Below are 20756 nucleotides of genomic sequence, written 5' to 3'. Positions count from 1 at the left end.
GCTGTCGACTCCTTGTTGTCCTAGTTTTGCCTAGTCTCAAAATGAAGGCATCCCCGTAAGGAATGCCTACGCGTCTTATTCTACCGTGCGGCCCCCTACAACTCCGCCTCAATTGCCCTCTAGCGCCGAATAAACCGGGATTTAAGCTCACAGCGGGGGGCCGCGTGGGGGCGTATACGTCCGCTGGGGTCCGCTCGACGCTGCACGCCGCTCGTCGAAGAGGTCACGGCCAGATCGGCAGAAAGCTACCCGTAAGTATCCCGGGGGCCGCGACCGCGAACTGATCGGCCTCCCTTACGCCAGGACGGAGCGGACGGGCCGACAACTTTCATGGCCGTGACAACACCGGAGCCCAACTCGTGTTCGAACCGCCGGAGGAGGTCAGGGCTGATCAATCTGAGCTGCGTTGCCCACGCTGTGGAATCACACCGCACGAGCACCGTGGTCTCGTGGAAACTCTCCGGAGTACAGTGCGTCGCGATTTCGGGGCCAACGAGCTCGGCCCATCGCGCCATGACCGAACCCACTGCTACCGGCGAATTCCAGCCACGCTCGCTGAGCAAGCGCCCAAAGACTGCGCCCACCCCTTGCGGATCCCTCCCGGAATACGATTCCTGAAGTTTGGGGCGCCCTGCGCTGGTACCAGAACGACGACGGCGGGCGGCCGGCGCGCGAAAATCACCACGCGCTGCGGACGCATCCCGCAGGCGATTCAAGAGCAGCCGCGGCGCATCTCCAGCCGGGGCGTCCTCGGCGTCCGGTGGAAAAGGCGCAGCGCCGCCGTCGTCGTTTGATTCTTTGGCAGCGGCCGCTGCTGATTCATCCTCAGGCCGGTACTTCACTGAAGCCTCCCGGAACCACCAGGAACTGGCGGCCGTCCAGTGCGTCCGGCACGTCATCTCCGACTGCGGCAGTGACGAGTACCTGCTCGGCACCGGCAACGACCGATGCCAGCCGCTCGCGCCGCTCAGCGTCCAGTTCGGCGAACACATCGTCGAGGATGAGCACGGGAGTGGAGCCGGGAGTATGGTCATCGTCGGTGAGCAGATAGTACGACCCGAGGCGCAGCGCGAGTGCCATGGACCAGGTTTCGCCATGCGACGCGTATCCCTTCACCAGGGCACGACCGAGCATCAGCTCGACCTCGTCCCGATGCGGTCCCACAAGGGAAATGCCACGTTCGATCTCGCGCCGGCGCTGCTCCGCGATCACCGTCAGGAACCTGTCGGTGAGTTCTTCGATCGAAAGGGTGCTGAGATCCTCGGCGTTGGACGCCGGGCGGTCGTCGTCATCGCCGACGGAACTCACCAAAGAGGAGCGGTACGCCGCGGCAGCGATTTTTGTACCGTCGGTCAACTCGCGATAAGCCTTCTGCACGTGCGGCAGCAGCCGGGTGAGAACAGCGAGGCGAGCATGAAGGAGTTGCGATCCGATCGCCGCCAGGTGCTGGTCCCATACCTCGAGCGTGGCCTCGTGTGCAGCGGTCAGCCTACCGCCCCGCAGCGACTTGAGCAGGGCGTTGCGCTGTTTCAGTACGCGCTCATAATCGGCGCGGATGCCCGCATGGTGCGGCACCAACTGAACCATGAGGTCATCAAGGAACCGACGCCGGTTCGAGGGGTCGCCTTTCACAAGCGCCAGGTCTTCAGGCGCAAACAGGACAGTTCGCAGTATTCCCGCGGCATCCCGGGCTCGTACCGGGTTCGCCCTGTTGATTCGCGCCCGGTTGGCGCGGTCACCATTAATTTCGAGCTCCACGCTTGTAGCTTGTGCTCCGCGGACAAGGCGGCCACGGACCAGGGCCTTGTCCGCGTCGAAGGCAATCAACGGCTTGTCCGTACTCACGCGATGCGATGACAGGGAGCCGAGGTATCCGATTGCCTCGACGATATTGGTCTTGCCGACCCCATTTGGGCCAACAAATACGGTTACCCCGGGCTCGAGCGCCACATCAAGCTGGGAATAGCTGCGGAAATCGGTCAGTGAGAGATGTTGAACGTACACCGCTGCTCGATCATGCGGAATTGCGGGGTGGGCGTACGGCATGTCCACCGAACTGGTTACGCAAGGCGGCGACCATCTTCAGCGACGGCGCATCCTCCTGCCGCGAGCTGAATCGTGCGAAGAGCGCAGCGGTTATTGCCGGTGCTGCCACTTCGTTGGCAATTGCCTGTTCGACGGTCCAACGCCCCTCACCGGAGTCCTCGATGTACCCGCCCACATTGCTGAGCTTGGGATCTTCCTCAAGCGCCTTGATGAGCAAATCCAGCAGCCAGGATCGGACAACGGTGCCCTTCTGCCATGCCCGGAAAGTGCCATGAACATCCTTGATGATGTCCTTCGCCTCGAGCAGTTCATAACCCTCGGCATAGGCCTGCATCAGCCCATATTCAATTCCGTTGTGCACCATTTTGGCGTAGTGCCCCGCCCCGGTTTCGCCCACATGCACAAAACTTTCCTCCCGGTTGCCTTCCGGCCGCAGCGCATCGAACACCGGCATGACACGTTCGACGTCGGCCTCCGAGCCTCCGACCATGAGGCCGTACCCGTTTTCCAGCCCCCAAACGCCACCGGAAACTCCGCAGTCAAGAAAACCGATACCGTTCACAGCCATGGACGCGCTGTGTTCCTGGTCCGTGCTGAACTTGGTATTTCCTCCGTCGATTACGAGATCGCCTTCGGACAACTTCTCTCCGAGCTCAATGATGACCTGGTGGGTAATCTCGCCGGCCGGCACCATGACCCAGACCACTCGCGGTGTGGGAATTCGAGCGATTAGTTCATCGACGGTCATGACATCGGACACTTCGGGATTATGGTCGTAGCCGGTCACCTCGATACCTCGGGAACGCAACCGTTCCCTCATGTTGTATCCCATCTTTCCGAGTCCGATCAGACCGATATGCATAGTGTCCTCCATGGGGGTCGGCGGGGATGGATGGTACCGCTGCTATTGGTTGGGCAACCTCACGGGCATCAACAGGTACCGGTAGTCTTCGCGGTCTTCGCCGGTGGCTTCTTCCTGCGCTGAGATGACCGCGGGTTTCGGCGGTGTGGTGAAGGAGAATCGCACAAAACGGCTGCTGAAAGCACTCAGGCCTTCACTCAGGTAATGCGGATTGAACGCAACGGTGATGTCATCTCCGTCCAGCGTCGCCTCGATGGCTTCGGATGCCTGGGCATCCTCACCCGTTCCGGCGTCGAGCACTACCTGACCTGTGCTGAAAGCGAGCCGAACCGGCGTGTTCCGCTCGGCGACCAGTGCCACGCGCCTTACAGCTTCGGCCAGCTGACTGGTTTCAACTGTGGCATGAATGGGCGTGTTCTCTGGGAAAAGGGAACGGATCTTGGGGTAGTCACCGTCAACGAGCAGAGAGGTCGTCCGCCTGCCGCCGCTCTCGAACCCGATGAGTTCGCTGTTGTCGGAGAGGGCGATCTTTAGGTCCCCGGAGCCGCCAAGGGTTTTCGCCACCTCGCTCAAGGTCTTCGCTTTTACCAGTGCGCTGGTGGAGATGCCCGGGTTGGCAGGCTTCCAGGAGAGTTCGCGGAGTGCAAGACGGTAGCGGTCTGTCGCCAGGAACGTGATGAGGTCTTCCTCAATCTCCATCCGCACACCGGTGAGAATTGGCAGAGTGTCGTCACGGCTGGCCGCAATGATGACCTGGGAGACTGCTTCAGCGAATGCATCGCCATCGACGACGCCGCTGACATCAGGTAGAGCAGGGAGTTCCGGGTATTCGGCTTCGGGCATAGTCGCGAGGTTGAAACGGCTGTTGCGGCAGGTCAATGTGACCTTGGACCCGTCTGTTTCCACTTCGACGGGCGCCGAGGGAAGACTGCGGCAGATATCGGCGAGCAGCCGTCCGGAGACAAGGATGGTTCCTTCTTCAGCTACATCCGCAGGGATCTCAAGCCGGGCCGAGATCTCATAGTCGAAGCTCGCCAGACTCAAGCTGCCGGCACCCGCCTTGATCAGCAAGCCCGAAAGCACCGGGACGGGAGGGCGCGGTGACAGCGATCGCGCCGTCCACGTTACGGCCTCAGCCAGGACATCGCGCTCGACTCGGAATTTCACTGAAGGGTGCCGCCTTTCGCGAGGTACATCGGGGAAGTCGCTCATCCTCGACCATTCCGGCAAAGGAGGACGGGCGAGCAAAGGGTGAACTCTACTGAGTCACAGCTTAGCGCGATGCGGTGTCCCCGTCGGACCGAATTTCGTGGGTGGTCCGGAGGGGAAATGTTATTTAGAAGAGCTCGCGGATTAAGGATCAGTAGTGTTAATAACTCCTGTGGATACTGTGGATAACCGAGACTATCGGCGCCATCCCGGGACTTGCCCTGTTGACAGTATGTGCACTCACACCAGTTGAGGACTAGCGCCGCTGTGTACGGAAAGCCTGTGATTCCGCGGGTCCACAGCCCGGGCGATGCTTGTCCTCATTAACGTCCACCGGAAACATGTAGTTATCCACAATTCTTTCCACAGCTGTTAATTCAGCTGTCCCTGGCACCCGCTGGCACCCGCTGGCACCTACGAGTCCTTCCGATGGTGTTTGATGCGGTTAGTCAGTTCAGTCACCTGGTTGTAGATCGCCCTGCGTTCAGCCATCAGTTCGCGGATCTTCCGATCAGCGTGGATGACCGTGGTGTGGTCTCGCCCGCCGAGTTCCTGTCCGATCTTCGGCAGGGACATATCCGTTAGTTCCCGGCAGAGGTACATGGCGATCTGCCTGGCCGTGACGAGCGTTCGCGTCCGGGATTTGCTGCACAGGTCATCCAGGGTGATGTTGAAGTACTCGGCTGTCTGCGCCATGATCAGCGAAGAGGTGATCTCCTGCGCACCGTCGTCCGAAATCAGGTCCTTGAGCACTATCTCGGCCAGATTCTCATCAACGGCTTGACGGTTCAGGCTCGCGAACGCGGTGACACGGATCAGGGCGCCTTCCAACTCACGGATGTTGGTTGAGATCTTCGACGCGATGTACTCAAGCACTTCATCCGGTGCGCTCAACCCTTCGCTGATCGCTTTCTTGCGAAGGATGGCGATCCTGGTTTCGAGTTCCGGAGGCTGGATGTCGGTCAGCAGTCCCCACTCGAAGCGTGAACGCATCCGTTCTTCGAAGCCCGACAACTGCTTGGGCGGAAGATCCGAGGTGATGACCACTTGCTTGTTGTGGTTGTGCAGTGCGTTGAAGGTATGAAAGAACTCTTCCTGCGTCCTGTCCTTGCCGGAGAGGAACTGGATGTCGTCAATCAGGAGGATGTCAACGTTTCGATAGGTCTGTTTGAAGCTGGTGCCTTCGTCGTCCCTGATCGAATTGATGAAGTCGTTCGTGAACTCCTCGGAGTTGACGTATCGAACCCGGATCCCGGTATAGAGGTGTCGTGCATAGTGTCCGATGGCATGCAATAGGTGGGTCTTACCCAACCCCGAGTCACCGTAGATGAACAGCGGGTTGTAGGCCTTGGCCGGCGCTTCTGCAACCGCGACCGCGGCAGCATGGGCAAACCGGTTGGATGAGCCGATGACGAACGTGTCGAAGATGTATTTGGGATTCAGGCGCCCGAATTCGTGGGAGTTGCTTGGCGGAGTGGGCGACGGCGCCTGTTCCCGCTGCGCGATCTCCTCCGGCACCTCTTCCGGTTCCTCTTCGACAATGGGCGTGAGATCAGGGTCAATGACGAAAGCGCACTGAATCTCTTCGCGGAAGACATCGCGGAGGGCGTCGTTGAGTGGGCTCCTGAGCTGGCTCTGGAGAACCTCGCGGGTCAGGTCGTTGGGAACCGCGACGAGCAGCGTTGTACCAATCAGTCCCTGCGCCTGAGCCAGCACCACGAAACCACGCTGGCGCGGGGAGATCCGTTCGTCCTGTTCGAGCGTGCGGATGACCTTGCGCCAGGAGCTGCCTACATCATTGATCTCGTCGGTACTCAATCGCGTCCTCAGTTGTAAGTTCAGAGAGCCGTTTCAGGCCCATAGACGGGCATTAATCCACAGACTTATGCACAGGCCGTGGATAAATGCGCCACCCGGCAACAGTAGACGATGAAAAGTACCGGGGATAGCTCAGACCGGCCCTGTGGATAAGATCACTTGAGGATCAGCTGAGGAGCCGAAGAAGTGTGGTCCGGGACCGCAGTTGTCCACATGCATTCGGCTGGATGACACGTCTGCCCATGGTGCCGTCGGTTTGACCCTGCTGTATCTGGTGCCCTAACGTTATGTAGTCCTTTATGTCTGCATTTCGCATGCCTCCATACCGCCAGCCAAGGCTGAGCAGTATGCCGTAGGCCGGCAGGGCGGATGTACTACAACTTCATTGCGCCAGCCCGTTCTTCCCCCCTGTTGCAACGGCAGCGCATGCCAAGAACGTTCTGGAGTATCACAGTGAGCAAGCGGACCTTTCAGCCGAATAACCGCCGTCGTGCCAAAAAGCACGGTTTCCGTCTTCGCATGCGGACACGTGCCGGTCGCGCCATCCTGTCTGCGCGCCGCAGCAAGGGACGCACCGAGCTTTCGGCTTAGCATCAGTTAATCCGTCCGCCGGCGTTTTCTGACCGATAGCGCCCTGACCGTCCCGGAGCTCAAGGTGCTGTCTATCGCCCACCGAGTTCGGACGGCCACAGATTTTTCATATACCGTCCGTTCCGGTGCCCGATCCGGGTGCCGGAACTTGGTGTTATATGCCGTCGGAACCGAAACAGGTATGCCCTCGCGGTTCGGCTTCATTGTGTCGAAAAATGTGGGGAACGCCGTTACGCGAAACCTCGTTAAGAGGAGACTGAGAGAAGCAGCAGCATCAGCGCTGGTTCAGCGACCAGATGGACTTGATGTCGTTGTGCGCGCACTGCCCCCAGCAGCTGCGGCCAATTGGCCTCAACTAAGTGCCGACTTCGAACGGTGCCTGGCATCGAGTGTGAAGCGAATCGGGAAGTCTGGCGGCGGAAAGGGAGACGGCAAATGACAGCGGATCATTCGCCGTCGAATATCTCACGACTGGTTCTGCTACCCCGCGCCGTCCTTATCGGTATTCTGGTGATCTATCGCCGACTGATTTCACCTCTTTACGGTCCGGTGTGCCGTTTCTTCCCCTCTTGTTCGGCCTACGCGCTCGAGGCAGTGATCGTGCACGGCGCGCTGAAAGGATCATGGTTCGCTGCCAGACGGCTGTGTCGCTGTCATCCCTGGAATGACGGCGGTGTGGATCATGTGCCAGTCGGAGGAAGACGTTTCGAGCCTGGTGAAGAGCCACAGATTGTAGTGCTGAATCACCCGGTGATTCCTGCAGATGAGGAAAGCCGCCCCGCGGCCTGAGGAGCAACAGATTATGGATTTCTTCGAGACGATTCTCCTGCCCTTCCGGTGGCTGGTGTCCTGGGTCATGCGGGCCTTCCACGAGGGATTCACCTTCCTCGGTATGGATTCCGCCTCCGGATGGACCTGGACTTTGTCGATCGTCGGTCTCGTCGTGGTAATCCGTGCTGCGCTGATTCCAGTCTTCGTCAAGCAGATTAAGGCCCAGCGTGGGATGCAGGCTCTCCAGCCTGACCTGCGGAAACTGCAGCAGAAGTACAAGGGCAAAACGGATCAACTCTCGCGTCAGGCCATGACGCAGGAGCAGATGGCTCTGTACAAGAAGCACGGAACCAACCCCTTCGCGGCATGTTTGCCGATCCTGATCCAGATGCCGTTCTTCTTCGCGCTGTTCACCGTTCTTAACGGTGTGTCATCGGCAAGCGATCGAGGCGAAGGTATCGGGGCCCTCACTGTCGAGGACGTCCGACAGTTCGACCTGGCTGAAATCTTCGGCGCCCCACTCTCCTCTTCGCTGCTTCACGGCTGGGGCACTCCGGGCCACGGCTCCGTGATAGTTCTTTCGATCATCATGATCATTGCTATGACTGCGTCGCAGTTCATCACGCAGAAGCAGATCATGGCGAAGAACATGTCTGAAGAGGCCATGCAGAGTCCATTCATGCGTCAGCAGAAAATGATGCTCTACATCTTGCCGCTCGTATTCGGCGTTGGTGGCATCAACTTCCCAATTGGCGTACTGATCTACTGGACTACCACCAACATCTGGACCATGGTGCAGCAGTTCTACGTGATTCGACGGATGCCGACGCCCGGATCCCCCGCAGCTAAGGCCCTCGCTGAGCGCCGTGCGAAGAAGGGGTTGCCGATGGTTCCGCTGCTTGGGGAGAAGAAGCCGGAGCCTGTGGTTGAAGCAGTTGCGCCACCCAAAGCTCAACGAGTACAGCCTCAGCGCAAGAACAGGAAACGTAAATGAGCACTGACAATATGCAGGAAGAAACGCTTGAGACTGTGAACGAAGATGCAGTTGACCAGGATGGAGGGGGCTCCGTGGAAGACGAAGGCGATGTGGCTGCAGACTACCTCGAGGAGCTCCTGGATATTGCCGATATAGACGGCGATATCGATATTGAAGTGCGGAACGGTCGTACCTACATCTCCATCGTGTCCGAGGATAACGATGCACAGGGATTGCAGGCTCTCGTAGGCCGGGACGGTGAGGTGTTGGAAGCACTGCAGGAACTGGCTCGTCTCTCCGTACTTACCTCTACTGAGCATCGTTCGCGGCTGGTCCTGGATATCGACGGGTTCCGTGAAGGCCGGAACAAAGAGCTCCGCGAAATCGCAGAGCGAGCAGTTAGCGAAGTGAAGGAAGCCGGTAAAGAGGTGGCGCTGGTTCCGATGTCCGCGTACGAACGCAAAATCGTTCATGACATCGTGGCTGAGCTCGGCATGGTCAGCGAGTCCGAGGGTGAAGGTTCGCGGCGCCACATCGTTGTGTCGGCTGGATCCTGACGTCGGTTTGCCTGTTCCGAAGGAGGGGTTGTCTTGACGATTGAGATCGGCATGAAGGAGCTCCAGGCGGCTCAGAGCATATTCGGTGAGCGGTTGACTCTCGCAGAGCGGTTCGTCGAGCATCTCGCTACGTCAGGGATTGAGCGCGGACTGCTCGGACCACGGGAACTTCCCCGTTTGTGGGACCGGCACGTCCTGAACTGTGCAGTTGTTGGTGAGTTGATTTCGCCGGAGGCGCGCGTAGCTGACGTTGGTAGCGGTGCGGGCCTGCCCGGGCTGGCACTTGCCATTGCGCGGCCGGACGCATCGTTCGTCCTGATTGAGCCGCTCGAGAGAAGAGTGAACTGGCTGCGAGAAGTAACCCAGGATCTTGAACTGAACAATGTAGAGATCTTCCGTGGCCGGGCGGAACAGGCGGTGGGCAAGTTTGATGTGAATGTGGTGACGGCGCGCGCCGTCTCCGCTCTATCGGGTCTTGCCACGATGACTATGCCGCTCCTGAAGGGACCGGGAGAGGTCCTGGCCATCAAGGGCCGGAGTGCCGCTGAAGAAGTGGAGAAGGCGTCCAAGATCATTCGGCGCCTGGGTGGGAAAAGCACCACTGTTGAGACTGCTGGTGGCGCCCTGCTGGACGAACCGACAACCGTTGTGCGCATCGTGGTGGCCGGCTGACTGCATTCCTTGGATGCAAGTTCCGTACCCTGCGGGCTGTCTGCCCGGGTATTTCCTCCGCACCGGATAACCTAGAGGGGACCCACCCGGCACCTGAAAGTGAGCGAGACGCTTGTGACGAAAGATTCTGCCACGCGACGCGAGCAGCCTACGTCGACGATGGGTTCGTCTTTGGCTATCACAATCGCTGATATTCAACCAGAAGTGTTTTCAAACCCAATTAACACAGGCATCGTTTCACGTGAAACGAGTGGTGCAGCCGGGGTAAATGACTCAAGTCAGGCCGTAAGCGTGAAATCGAATGGAAGCACCAAGAACGTGATGGACGTTCTGGACGACAGCACACCGCTAGCCCGAGAGCTGGCGTCGGAGACGCGACGCCGAGAGAAGTTATTTGGGCGCAAACTGCCTCGCCCTGCTGGCACTCGCGTCCTGACGGTCAGTAACCAAAAAGGTGGCGTCGGCAAAACCACCACCACGGTGAACCTTGCGGCGGCTTTGGCGTCCGCCGGCCTGAACGTGTTGGTCATTGATATCGATCCTCAGGGCAATGCCTCCACTGCGTTGGGCATTCCCCACCACGCCGAAGTGGACAGTATTTATGACGTACTGATCGATGATCTCCCACTGTCCAGTGTTGTGGCGGCTTGCCCGGACGTACCCAACCTGATCTGTGCCCCGGCCACCATCCATCTGGCCGGCGCTGAAATCGAGTTGGTCTCGCTGGTCGCCCGGGAGCAACGGCTCCGGCGTGCGATCGATCTGTACGCAAAGGATCGTGCAACGAACGAAGAAGAGCGCCTGGATTACATTTTCATCGACTGCCCGCCGAGTCTCGGTCTGCTCACCGTGAATGCCTTTGTTGCCGCTCGCGAGGTGCTTATTCCGATTCAGTGCGAATACTACGCTCTCGAAGGCCTCAGTCAGCTTCTGAAGAATATCGAAATGATCCAGAAGCATCTCAACGCCGATCTCGTCGTTTCCACTATTCTGCTTACGATGTATGACGGTCGAACCAACCTTGCTGCCCAGGTCGCCGCCGAAGTCCGTGAACACTTCCCTGATCAGGTGCTGAAAGCGGTCGTGCCGCGGTCAGTCCGCATATCGGAGGCGCCGAGCTACCAGCAGACGGTTCTCACTTACGACCCTTCGTCGAGCGGCGCGCTCTCGTATCTTGAGGCTGCCGCAGAAATCGCTGAACGCTCCTAGAGCGCCTGCGCGGTTGTCGGTACCGCCCACAGTAGACTGGTCGCGATATCAATCGCTGCAGTTTGTCTGCGCTCCTTCGAGAGGAACCGTTTCATGCCTGAGAAGCGTAGAGGTCTAGGTCGAGGACTTGGCGCGCTCATCCCGAGCAGCGCGGAGCAGCAGGATGAATCCACGAACAACGTCGGTACCAGGGTCGCGGAGAGGGGTCGTCCAGTAGACCTCTTCTTCCCGTCGGCCGGATCCAATGGTGGTACCTCAGAGGGAATTGGGGGGGACCAGTCGGGCCCATCCTCGCGCTCAACAAAGAAGTCTTCGATCAATAAGGAGGCGCTTACCGCGCCTGCGAAGAGGACGAACGGGCGAAACCAGGCGGCGACGAAGCGGGCGACGGCAGCCAGGGCTCAAAAGCTGAAGGCTGACGCGACCGCCGATGCGACTGTGGTAGAAGCGGCTTCGGAGCTCGAGAAGTATCCGCCTGTAGGCGTTACCCCGTCGGTAGAGGAGATCGAAGGTCCCGCGACTGTGGAGGTCCCAGGTGAAGATTCCGCCGAGGATGAGGTGTCTGACTCGAATGGGATTGAACCGGATAGAGCAGCGGAGCCCGCTAGCAACGAGGATCCGATTGACGATGCGGATGTGCAAGTTTCACGTGAAACGCTGCAGGAGGTACCCGGCGCACGCTTTGCGGAACTCCCTATCGGATCGATACATCCCAATCGCAAGCAGCCTCGTACCGTCTTTGACGAGGACGAGATGGCCGAGCTGGTCCATTCGGTTCGCGAAATCGGCGTGCTGCAGCCCGTGGTCGTTCGGGCCTCTTCAGAGGGCGGCGAACAGGGCTACGAACTGGTCATGGGTGAGCGCCGGTGGCGTGCGTCCCGGGAAGCCGGCTTAGAGACCGTTCCGGCCATCATCCGCGATACCACGGATGACGATCTCCTCAGGGACGCGCTCCTCGAGAACCTTCACCGTAGTCAGTTAAATCCACTGGAAGAAGCTGCCGCTTACCAACAACTCCTAGATGATTTCGGGTGTTCGCAGGAGGAACTGGCTGCGCGAATTGGCAGATCGCGTCCGCAGATCTCCAATACTTTGAGGCTGATGAAGCTGCCTCCTCTGGTACAGCGGCGGCTTGCGGCAGGGGTTCTGAGTGCCGGGCATGCCCGCGCCCTGCTGGGCCTGTCCGATCCGGCCGAGATGGAGAAGCTTGCGCAGCGGATTGTCGCGGAAGGACTTTCTGTTCGGTCGACCGAAGAGATCGTAGCCATGAGCGATGGCTTGCGTCGACCTGGGAAGCCAACGACACCCCGTGCGGGAGCCCGACACGAGCGGTTGGACTACCTTGCTACTTCGCTGTCAGATCGTTTGGATACGAATGTCAAGATCACACTCGGGGCAAAGAAGGGGCGAGTGAGCATTGAGTTTGCGAGTGTCGATGATCTGAATCGCATCATGGGAGTGCTTGCCCCCACCTCCTAGGTCTCAGAGTGTGCCGTTTCACGTGAAACGGCACACTCCTCTCCGTGATAGCTTCTGAAAAGAATCTAGTTGGCCGCAGCCCCACTTGCTATAGTCGCTGAGCTCAATTGCCGTCGACCCTCGCTGCTGGGGCTAACTCACCAGGGACCACCGTTCACGGCAGTTGAGAATTTACGCCCCTCTCTTCATCGCTCGGACGGTGTCGGTCGCTCGGACGGTGTCGCTTGCCATCCGTGACCGGGGCGATCAACCATGCAAGGTTCAATAGTCGCTGCAAAAGGAATCGCATGCTCGCTCTATCGGGAACAGGCAAGGGGGACGTCGTCGGACGTTTCACGTGGAACGGATACGACCACGGCCTAAACACCCTTGTTCCATCACTCATCCCCCGACAGCGCTGGCCGAGCATAAGAGGTCGCAAATACGGCCGTAGCCCCTGTTATCGACAGCCACTTGTGCCGTGAGGCGAGCGTTACCCCGTAGCCCACCTCCAAGGCAAGCCGTCGCCTGCTCCTACGGTAGAGGGCCTGAGTGATTGAGCCCGCAGGGAAGAGGCCCTTTCTCCCGTGCCTCATCCTCGCCGATTCGACTTCGACTCTTCTGCGCGTATAGAGCTCCGGCGGGCGCCCTGTCTGTTTCACGTGAAACGGCATTGAAGACGCGCTGGGCGGCCAGCCTGGCGCGAGAATGCGATCTTCTTGCAGGTAGTGCGCGAGCACTATGCACCGGAAGGGAAGATAGCCTGCGGACGTCTGTTGCGGCGGCTCTGACTGGCACCTTCTCGACCGCGCTGAGGGTACGTGGACAGGGAAAGGCCTCCAGGTTCACTCGAGCCGCTTACCGACTCGACGGGCTGCGACTTACTGAGCCGTATGGATCGCTGCAGGCTCGACTCCATCCGTGGTGGGGCAGGTAACGTTGTCTTTTCAGGAGCGGACTTGGCGTTCCCGTCATGGTGCTTGGCCCAGCACCATGTTTCACGTGAAACTAAGCGCGGTACGAACCTTTTCAGGGGCAAGGACGTGCATTTGAGCGGGGTGCGGGTCTCAACCATCAAAAACGTCTCATGCCCACCATCAATATGTGCGACTTCAGGCGCGAAGCGTCTTTGCATGCTGACCGGCGGTGTTGCGGTCTTGCAGGCTTGCAGGCTGGCGACAGAGGCCAGCGAGGAGAATTGCGGGCAGCGTCATCCTGACGTTTTGAACCCGGCATCGGTCGTGCGAAAGAACGGGCCCCCGCTACTTGGTTGTGGCGTTTCACGTGAAACGCTGGCCTCTATCGCGAACCGTGCGTGCGGGAGGCCTGATCTGTCTCAGCACATGCTTTCGGTGCTCTAATAGCGGGGCCGTTCTCGTGGTCCGCCGACCAGTTGTCATGATCTCTGCACTTCGAGGCTTGCTTCTCTGACCGGGTCGCAGGTTCTCAAGGTATAAAGCTCGATCGAGGCTGCGTTGCCTCAACGGATAGCGATGTGTGGCGTAGCGTTTCACGTGAACGCTACGGCACTACGCCAACTTCTTGGAACAGTTAGGGTCTAGCGCTCTGCGCATCACGGAGGGGTCATCATGGAGGGCGTCCCCAGCGGGCCGCACACCCCAGCGAGCCAGCGGGCGGAAGGGCCAGACGGGTCCGCAATCTTGGGAGGTACCGTACCCACGCAAAACAGTTGCGGGCCTTGCGCTTCGGACGGGTTTGGTTCAGACGGAAAGCTTGACGGCACGTTTCACGTGAAACCGCCGGAAACCCGGGCTCGGCGACCAATTCGACCCACGAGCATGGCGCTCCTTCGCCGGGTTGCGTTTTACAGGACACTTCCCGCCCTCTTGGCATTGTGCGCGGGATGGCAGAGTGGGAAGACGAGACTCACGGGCAGGGCTGCGGACCCGAGAGAGTTCATGACTTGGTCGACGATAGACCATTGCACCCTTGCGTAATCGGTTTCACGTGAAACGCTTGCAATGGTGGTGGATGGATGAGGGTGGTTCCTGCCAAGCAGTGACGCGCGCGGCCGGCTAAGGTTCCCAATGCCTGTCACGGGCGTGGCGGATGGGGCTGTGCACTAGCAGAGCAAATCGACGGCTAGGTCGTGCCTTTGGATCCGCAGTCCTGGGCCGATTCCGATGCGTTGTGCGAGAAGGTACCCGCTCTGCGTAATTCGATGCTCTCCCTGCTTTTCCATTGGCCTAGGTAGAGAGTTGACTATCCGGGCGGGTGCTGGCTCCCGGGCGGCGGCGCAGGGTTGGCCACTCTGAAGGAGGGCCTAGTTGGATGTAGGGCTGCACCTACTCGTAGCTGCAGTTTCGGCCGCCTATCAGACATGCTCCACGTGAAACACGCCGTATATGCCGGCCTGTCTACTTATCAGATGAGGTGAGGCAGCTCGAACGCAGGCACCCATTGACACGCTTTCGGTAGGTACGGGTGTTCGGCAGGGTTACGCGGGTGGGAAGGGGCGGACGTTATAGCAACCACGGTGCGATCATATTCAGGACCCCTCCCTCCTCCGGTGTCGCGCAGTTGAGGCGTTTCACGTGAAACGGCGACCAACTGCCGGGCGGGCTCCCGCCCCTCTATGGCCGCTGTCGAGAAAGTCGATTCCCGAACCCTAAGGTTTTCTCTTGATCATCAACCTTTGGAATGTAATTGGGGAGTTGCTTTGCGGTCCGGGACCACCGTTTGGAGCAGCGATTCGGAAAGCTGCAAACCCTTGAGTCAACTGACGGCCCTACCGGCTCGGAATGCTCGGGCGCTTGGGGATGCCCCGGCGACCTGAGCGCGTCCCCGGGGCACCCCGAGGATCTAATAAGGGATCGAGGCGCCATCGCGGCGAACGTGATCAAGACCTTTTCGCTAGGTCGGAAGGTCCAATTCTCTGCACCATGCGCGTGTTTCACGTGAAACGGTCTGCTCCAGGGTATGAGAAAGGCCGGGCCGCCTACAGCGCGACCCGGCCTTGTCGATTTACGTTCGTGCTTTAGAGGAACTGAGCGAACTCCTGCTCCAGCACCTGCTTCGGCTTTGCGCCAATTGAAGTCGCAGCCACTTCGCCGTCCTTGAAGACGTAGACGGCCGGAATAGAAGTAATGCCGTACTTCGCGGCAGTAGCTGGATTGTCATCGACATTCAGCTTTACGACATCGATCTTCTCCGAGTGCTCAGAGGCGATGTCATCCAGGATTGGCGAAAGCTTACGGCACGGTCCGCACCACTCAGCCCAGAAATCAACCATTACGGGTTTCGAAGCGTTGAGTACGTCCGCTTCGAACGTTGTATCCGTTACTTCCTTAGCGTTGCTCATATCTGTCTGCTCCTTCTCGCGGGTTATACGGCAGCCGTCTCGGAAACTTCTTCAGACGCTGGAGTTGGTACTTCAGCAGCCGTGTTTACAGCATCCCCGAGGTCGGCAAGGTAGTGCTCTACATCGATAGCGGCAACGCAGCCCGAGCCGGCCGCGGTAATGGCTTGGCGGTAGGTCGGGTCAATGACGTCGCCGGCAGCGAAGACGCCCGGCAGGGAAGTCTTGGAAGTCCGACCGAGGACGGCGATGGTCCCCTCCTCAGTGAGCTTCAACTGTTCCTTCACAAGGTCGATCCGGGGATCGTTTCCGATAGCCACAAATACGCCAGTGACTGGGAGCTCTCTGGTGGAGCCGTCGACCGTGCTGGCAAGGGTGACCCCGGTGACCTTGTCTGCGCCGTGGATGGCGGTCACCTCAGCATTCCATTCGAACCGAACCTTCTCATGGGCCAGTGCGCGGTCCTGCATGATGCGCGAGGCACGAAGTGAATCCCGGCGGTGCACAACAGTGACGGAGCGGGCGAACTTGGTCAGGAAAAGCGCCTCTTCCATCGCGGAGTCACCCCCGCCGACAACAGCAATGTCCTGATCCTTGAAGAAGAAGCCGTCACACGTGGCGCACCAACTCACTCCATGCCCGGAAAGCCTCTTCTCATCTTCGAGACCGAGCTCGCGGTAAGCCGACCCCGTGGAAATGATGACTGCGCGTGCCTGGAACGTCTGACCGGTTCCGATGGTGACGGTCTTGACGTCTCCAACGAGGTCCACGGAAGTAACGTCTTCAAAGAGGATCTCTGCGCCGAAACGGGCGGCCTGCTTCTCGAAGTTCTCCATGAGGTCCGGACCCATGACTCCCTCAGGGAATCCGGGATAGTTCTCGACGTCAGTGGTGTTCATCAGTTCTCCGCCCGCGGTGACGGAGCTGGCGATCAGCAGAGGTGAAAGGTTGGCGCGGGCGGCGTAGACGGCGGCTGTGTAGCCGGCCGGACCGGACCCGACGATGATGACGTCGATGACGTCGCGGATATCGCCGGATGCATTGCTGCCGACTTCTGTCTCAGTGCTCACGGGTTGAATGAACCTTTCTATCGGTGAGAACGCCCGAACCATCCAGTCCGATGACGATCAATTGCAACAACGACCTTCCAACGGTTGTTATTCCGTGCGACAGAGCCGCCTCAGACACTAGGAGACGTTAATCTCTGCGATCCGCATACCCCAGGGGTACTGCGCCTGAACGTTGGAGAGACGGGGTAGTTGGGTGAAGTTGACGATTACATACTGCGCCGTGGGAGGAGCGCCGTCGACCTCGGGGACGTTGAACGTCACAGAGGGGCCGGTGAACCCTGACTGCGCCACCTGGGTGGCGCCCTCAAGGGTGGGCTCATCATTCAGGAGGACAGTGAAACTGCCGCCGGAGCTATTGAGCTGCTCAATCTGGATTTCGGAGACGTTCGACGGTTCCTCCAGTTCGACCACCAGGGCAAGATTTTGGGCCAGCCCACCGAAGGTTTCGTTCGCGTACACGAGACTGCCCCAGAAGCTTGCGGGGTTGTCATCGATGATCGCCCCGAGGTCGCCATCGGTCTGTGAGTTGAGCTCCGGGTTGTCGGGTACGAGGCGAATGACGTTTGTCGCCACGGGTTCGACAAGCTCAGGCTCCGGCGTTGCATCATCGGCAGGTGACGGCGAGGCGTCCGGGCTGGCAGTCGGCTCAACGGTGCTCTCCGCCGCCGTGGTCTCATTGGCGACAGGCTGATCGAAGATGGGCCGCAGCTGGCTCACAGCGAATACGACCGCGCCGACGATGACGAGGGCGAGGACGATACCCACGAGCAGCCGGGTGAAGCGCGGGTTATTTTCGCGGTCCTCGTCATCGGAATAGTCGTCGTAGGGATCGTCATCGTTGAATTGGGTGTCGGCAGCGGTGGCTCCACCAGCGGCGGCTGCGGCGGGAAAACGCGAAGGCGGCCGTTGGGACGCCGAAGTGTCCTCTGGGCGGTCGTTATCTTCAGGTGCCGAGGCTTTGGGGTGCCCGTTCCGTTCGTCAGCTGCAACTACACGGGGAGGGGCACTCGGCGGCGGCGGCACATTCGCACTGTCACCGGCCGCGCGCGTCGCTGAGATCTCCTGCGGTTCAGTACCCGGGTCCGAGGGCGCGGATGCTGCCGTTACGCCGGCGGCACCACCCGCGGCGGCACCGCCTGAGGCAGCACGTCCGAATCGCGGCATCCGTGCCTTCGGGAGGCGCGAAGGCCGCCGCTCCGGCTCGTCGTGATCGTAGTACTCGTCCTCGTAGGTTTCCGGTTCCGTGGAACGGGCAACGCCGAAAATCTCCGAACCGAGGGTGTCCGTGAAGAACGGTTCGATGAAGGGGGCGTCCTGCTGGATGACCAGGTCGAGGAGGTCCGCGGCCGGAGCGCGATTAGTGACAAGGTAAGTGCCGGCGTCGGTGATTCCGAGGTCAAGGACCTGGATGTGGCCGGCTCGCTCACCGGTGGCCACTTCACGCGCACTCGTAGCAACCTGGCTGGCGTTGGAAGGTGATGCCATCAGAATGCTGACCGGCCGATTCAGCACCTGATCGACACCGTCCAGCACCAGGTCCTTCTCAGCAGAGGCCAGTACGTAGGCGGTGACCTTGTATCGGCCGCCCAGTACTGAACCGACGTCTACTGCTTCAGGCACGAATTCCTCCCGGATGTGGATAATTTGTACCAATGCTACCGGTCACTTCCGGGCTGACTGGCGTGTACGCGCGGACCGGCGCTTACCGGCGCCGAAAGCGGGACAACAGTGGAGCGAGGAAGTCGCTCAACTCGGTGACCCGCAGGACCTTCAGCATTCCGATGTACACCACGGCCATCAGCGGTCCGGTAATCAAAAGTACGACGGCGGCGCTCGCCACCGACTGCCAGACGAACCCGTCCGGCCGGTACGCGCCGAAAAACCACATCAGGCCTGCGCCTGCGGCTGCTGCAATGAGGCCTGCGACGGTGAGCCGGACATGGAGGTCATAGATATGCCCGGCGCCGTATCCACCGATCTTTCGGACAAGGAATAGATGGCTGACGATGACGGCCACAATGTTGCCGATCGTGAAGCTCAGGGCAAGCATCGGCACGATCAGGGACGGCTCGAACAGACTTGCGGTGAGAGCGAGCGCGACCCCCGCAACGGAAAGGATCAGCTGAACCTTCAGCGGAGTGATCGCATCTTCCGCGGCGTAGAAGACCCGGTTGAGGAAGAAGTTCGCGCTCAGGAAGGGTGCGCCGACCGCAAGCAGGGTGATGACGACGGCGTTGAGGGCACCGCCTTCACGGATACCGCCCGAGAAGACCATGCCGAGCGGCGGCGCCAACGTAAGAAGGGCAGCTGCACCGAAGACGGTCGCGACGCCGATTGTGCGCAGGCCAAGCGACAGTGTCTCCTTGATGGTCTTCATGTCGTCCTGGGAATGCGCGGCCGCGAGGCGGTTGAACATCACGGTGGCCACCGACAACGCGATCACCGAGTGCGGGAGAACGTAAACCAGCGAGCCGATGTCCAGGTTGGTGAGACCGGCGATGTAGACATCGTCCGGAAGCTCGGTACGTGCCTCGGTGGCGATCGTGGCCACCCACTGGTTGACCATGTAGAGGCCGTTGCCGATCAGCATGGTCACGATAGTGATGGAAGCCAGGCGCCCGGTTTTCCCGAGACCGACGCCGCGCCAGCCGAAGCGTGGCCGGAGACCAAGGCGCAAACGGCGTAGGGGCACGAACAGGACCAGCGCCTGGACGACGATCCCGAGCGTGGTTCCACCCGCGAGCAGGAGTGTGTGGGTGACGGTCCAGGTGTCCGGAGTGTGGTTGGTGGTCCGTTCAGCGCCCATCATGGTGATGAAGGCGATCAGGAAACCGATGGAAACGATGTTGTTCACTACCGGAGCCCACATATACGGACCGAAGGATCCGTTGGCGTTGAGGACCTGGCCGATGATCGAGTAGAGGCCGTAGAAGAAGATCTGCGGCAGACACCAGTACGCAAAGACTGTGGTCAGGGCCAGCGCGTCCCCTGTCACGTTCGTGAGCAGATCCGCGAGGAACGGGGCCGCCAGCGTGATCAGTACCGTAAGGATGAACAGGACAATCGCGGAGAGCGTCATGAGGCGGCTGACGAAGTCCGCGCCCCGGTCCTCCTGCTGGCTTGCCCGGATGATCTGCGGTACCAGCACGGCGTTGAACACGCCGCCCGCGATCATCAGGAAGATGTAGGTCGGCAGGTTGTTCGCTGCCGGGAAGAGGTCAGATACAGCACCGACTGTTCCGATTGCCGTCGCGAGGAGGGCAACCCGGACGAGTCCGAGTATGCGGGATACCAGGGTGCCCGCAGCCATGATTGCGCTGGAGCGTGCTGTTGATTCGGTGGGCGGGACGTTGCCCGCTGGGGTGGGACGGCGGCCGGGCACCACGCCCGCATCCTGGACCGGTATTGAGGCGGTATTGGTATCAGACATCGTCACTTATCGTCTCACCAATACCTGCGGACGCCGGTAACGGGTGGTCACAGCTGCGCAACGGGGGTGCCGGATCAGAGGTACTGCGGCAGTACTTCCCGGGCGAGGTCAGCGATGCGGCGCTCATTGGGGAAGGAAAGCTTGCGGCCGAGGTCTGCGAGCGGCACCCATGCCACATCGACAGCCTCGTGATCCGGGTCATTCTCAATGGTGAGATGCCCGCCCGTCGATACAAGCAGGAAGTGGTGGACCGTCTTGTGGACGCGGTGCCCGCTGACGGTGAACCAGTAGTCGATGCTGCCCAGTGCGGTGAGCACGCGGCCGCGGATGCCGGTTTCCTCTTCGATCTCCCGCACTGCGGCCTGCTCGTTGTTCTCCTGGTTTTCCGGATGACCCTTGGGCAGGCACCATTCGAGACGCCCACCGCGGTTCAGGCGCGCGATGATCGCCACATTGAGCAGGTCTGTCGAGGCGTCGACGACGATCCCACCGGCCGATACTTCCTCCACAGTGGGAAGCGTCTGGTGGATCAGGGGCGCGCCTGTCCTGCCCAGTGACGCTGTCAATGGGGTGCGCTTTGGGGCGCTCGGAACGGGACGGTCCATGACCCCACTCTAACTACCTTTGAGGTGGGATGATGACGAGGCACCTAGCTTCGACGTCTCCATGCAGGACGTTCGGCGTGTTGCATGCGGGAACGGCTGCGACTGCGCTGTTCGCCCCGCACAACACAACCCGTAATGGTGTTTGGGCTGATCTCTGGCACGC

General features: G+C 60.1%; 18 protein-coding genes. 8 read left to right on the top strand and 10 right to left on the bottom strand.

Translation table 11 applies throughout. The annotated features are described in order from the left end of the window. Nucleotides 1-245 precede the first annotated feature (245 nt). The 5 genes from AC4D2M_RS07530 to dnaA all read right to left on the bottom strand — a co-directional run bounded on the left by AC4D2M_RS07530 (nucleotide 246) and on the right by dnaA (nucleotide 5935). Entirely contained in the window at nucleotides 246-842 is a 597-nt protein-coding gene (locus AC4D2M_RS07530; protein ID WP_490891026.1) for a DciA family protein, read from the bottom strand. Beyond that, nucleotides 826-2004, bottom strand: a complete 1179-nt coding sequence (gene recF / locus AC4D2M_RS07525; protein ID WP_490891025.1) for a DNA replication/repair protein RecF — start codon at nucleotides 2002-2004, stop codon at nucleotides 826-828. The genes AC4D2M_RS07530 and recF overlap by 17 nt, the downstream gene beginning before the upstream one ends. Nucleotides 2005-2014: 10 nt before the next feature. Continuing rightward, entirely contained in the window at nucleotides 2015-2908 is an 894-nt protein-coding gene (gene gnd / locus AC4D2M_RS07520; RefSeq protein WP_490891024.1) for a phosphogluconate dehydrogenase (NAD(+)-dependent, decarboxylating), read from the bottom strand. 42 nt (nucleotides 2909-2950) lie between these two features. Next, a complete protein-coding gene (gene dnaN, locus AC4D2M_RS07515) occupies nucleotides 2951-4075 on the bottom strand; it encodes a DNA polymerase III subunit beta (RefSeq protein WP_490891023.1) in 1125 nt (374 codons plus the stop codon). 456 nt (nucleotides 4076-4531) lie between these two features. Continuing rightward, the gene (dnaA, locus tag AC4D2M_RS07510; RefSeq protein WP_490891022.1) at nucleotides 4532-5935 is read right to left on the bottom strand and encodes a chromosomal replication initiator protein DnaA; all 1404 of its coding nucleotides are present in this window, start codon (nucleotides 5933-5935) and stop codon (nucleotides 4532-4534) included. Between the two features lie 453 nt (nucleotides 5936-6388). Here dnaA and rpmH point away from each other — a divergent pair, with 453 nt between their 5' ends. From rpmH to AC4D2M_RS07470, 8 genes are all read left to right on the top strand, one after another. Next, complete coding sequence (gene rpmH, locus AC4D2M_RS07505) at nucleotides 6389-6526, top strand: 50S ribosomal protein L34 (protein WP_055854070.1); 138 nt, start codon at nucleotides 6389-6391, stop codon at nucleotides 6524-6526. A 64-nt stretch (nucleotides 6527-6590) separates the two neighbouring features. Then, nucleotides 6591-6965, top strand: a complete 375-nt coding sequence (gene rnpA, locus AC4D2M_RS07500; RefSeq protein WP_490891021.1) for a ribonuclease P protein component — start codon at nucleotides 6591-6593, stop codon at nucleotides 6963-6965. Then, the gene (gene yidD / locus AC4D2M_RS07495) at nucleotides 6962-7315 is read left to right on the top strand and encodes a membrane protein insertion efficiency factor YidD (protein WP_490891020.1); all 354 of its coding nucleotides are present in this window, start codon (nucleotides 6962-6964) and stop codon (nucleotides 7313-7315) included. The genes rnpA and yidD overlap by 4 nt, the downstream gene beginning before the upstream one ends. 13 nt (nucleotides 7316-7328) lie before the next feature. Next, nucleotides 7329-8291 (top strand): membrane protein insertase YidC, encoded by a 963-nt coding sequence (yidC, locus tag AC4D2M_RS07490; RefSeq protein WP_490891019.1) that lies wholly within the window; start codon nucleotides 7329-7331, stop codon nucleotides 8289-8291. Further along, complete coding sequence (locus tag AC4D2M_RS07485) at nucleotides 8288-8830, top strand: Jag family protein (protein WP_490891018.1); 543 nt, start codon at nucleotides 8288-8290, stop codon at nucleotides 8828-8830. The genes yidC and AC4D2M_RS07485 overlap by 4 nt, the downstream gene beginning before the upstream one ends. Before the next feature lie 51 nt (nucleotides 8831-8881). Further along, nucleotides 8882-9502 (top strand): 16S rRNA (guanine(527)-N(7))-methyltransferase RsmG, encoded by a 621-nt coding sequence (gene rsmG, locus AC4D2M_RS07480; protein WP_490891383.1) that lies wholly within the window; start codon nucleotides 8882-8884, stop codon nucleotides 9500-9502. A gap of 171 nt (nucleotides 9503-9673) precedes the next feature. Beyond that, nucleotides 9674-10711, top strand: a complete 1038-nt coding sequence (locus AC4D2M_RS07475) for a ParA family protein (RefSeq protein WP_490891017.1) — start codon at nucleotides 9674-9676, stop codon at nucleotides 10709-10711. Nucleotides 10712-10804: 93 nt separating this feature from the next. Further along, a complete protein-coding gene (locus tag AC4D2M_RS07470) occupies nucleotides 10805-12190 on the top strand; it encodes a ParB/RepB/Spo0J family partition protein (RefSeq protein WP_490891016.1) in 1386 nt (461 codons plus the stop codon). A gap of 2977 nt (nucleotides 12191-15167) precedes the next feature. Here AC4D2M_RS07470 and trxA read toward each other — a convergent pair. The 5 genes from trxA to AC4D2M_RS07445 form a co-directional block, all read right to left on the bottom strand. Then, the gene (gene trxA / locus AC4D2M_RS07465) at nucleotides 15168-15491 is read right to left on the bottom strand and encodes a thioredoxin (RefSeq protein WP_490891015.1); all 324 of its coding nucleotides are present in this window, start codon (nucleotides 15489-15491) and stop codon (nucleotides 15168-15170) included. A gap of 23 nt (nucleotides 15492-15514) precedes the next feature. Continuing rightward, entirely contained in the window at nucleotides 15515-16558 is a 1044-nt protein-coding gene (gene trxB / locus AC4D2M_RS07460; RefSeq protein ID WP_490891014.1) for a thioredoxin-disulfide reductase, read from the bottom strand. A 117-nt stretch (nucleotides 16559-16675) separates the two neighbouring features. Beyond that, a complete protein-coding gene (locus AC4D2M_RS07455) occupies nucleotides 16676-18178 on the bottom strand; it encodes an ABC transporter substrate-binding protein (RefSeq protein ID WP_490891012.1) in 1503 nt (500 codons plus the stop codon). A gap of 82 nt (nucleotides 18179-18260) precedes the next feature. Beyond that, on the bottom strand, nucleotides 18261-19988 hold the full coding sequence (gene murJ, locus AC4D2M_RS07450; protein WP_490891011.1) for a murein biosynthesis integral membrane protein MurJ: 1728 nt from the start codon (nucleotides 19986-19988) through the stop codon (nucleotides 18261-18263). Nucleotides 19989-20062: 74 nt separating this feature from the next. Continuing rightward, nucleotides 20063-20593, bottom strand: coding sequence for an NUDIX hydrolase (locus AC4D2M_RS07445; protein ID WP_490891010.1), 531 nt, complete (start codon nucleotides 20591-20593; stop codon nucleotides 20063-20065). Between the last annotated feature and the right edge of the window lie 163 nt (nucleotides 20594-20756).

This window comes from Arthrobacter sp. TJ-270 (genome assembly GCF_058269075.1).
Note: the sequence above shows the minus strand (reverse complement) of the source record. Positions and strands in the feature narration are given on the sequence as shown.

Excerpts from the sequence above, each read along its gene's own strand:
- gnd (WP_490891024.1), bottom strand. The coding sequence starts at position 2,908 with ATGCATATCGGTCTGATCGGACTCGGAAAGATGGGATACAACATGAGG.
- yidD (WP_490891020.1), top strand. The coding sequence starts at position 6,962 with ATGACAGCGGATCATTCGCCGTCGAATATCTCACGACTGGTTCTGCTA.
- yidC (WP_490891019.1), top strand. The coding sequence starts at position 7,329 with ATGGATTTCTTCGAGACGATTCTCCTGCCCTTCCGGTGGCTGGTGTCC.
- AC4D2M_RS07485 (WP_490891018.1), top strand. The coding sequence starts at position 8,288 with ATGAGCACTGACAATATGCAGGAAGAAACGCTTGAGACTGTGAACGAA.
- rsmG (WP_490891383.1), top strand. The coding sequence starts at position 8,882 with ATGAAGGAGCTCCAGGCGGCTCAGAGCATATTCGGTGAGCGGTTGACT.
- AC4D2M_RS07470 (WP_490891016.1), top strand. The coding sequence starts at position 10,805 with ATGCCTGAGAAGCGTAGAGGTCTAGGTCGAGGACTTGGCGCGCTCATC.
- trxA (WP_490891015.1), bottom strand. The coding sequence starts at position 15,491 with ATGAGCAACGCTAAGGAAGTAACGGATACAACGTTCGAAGCGGACGTA.
- murJ (WP_490891011.1), bottom strand. The coding sequence starts at position 19,988 with ATGTCTGATACCAATACCGCCTCAATACCGGTCCAGGATGCGGGCGTG.
- AC4D2M_RS07445 (WP_490891010.1), bottom strand. The coding sequence starts at position 20,593 with ATGGACCGTCCCGTTCCGAGCGCCCCAAAGCGCACCCCATTGACAGCG.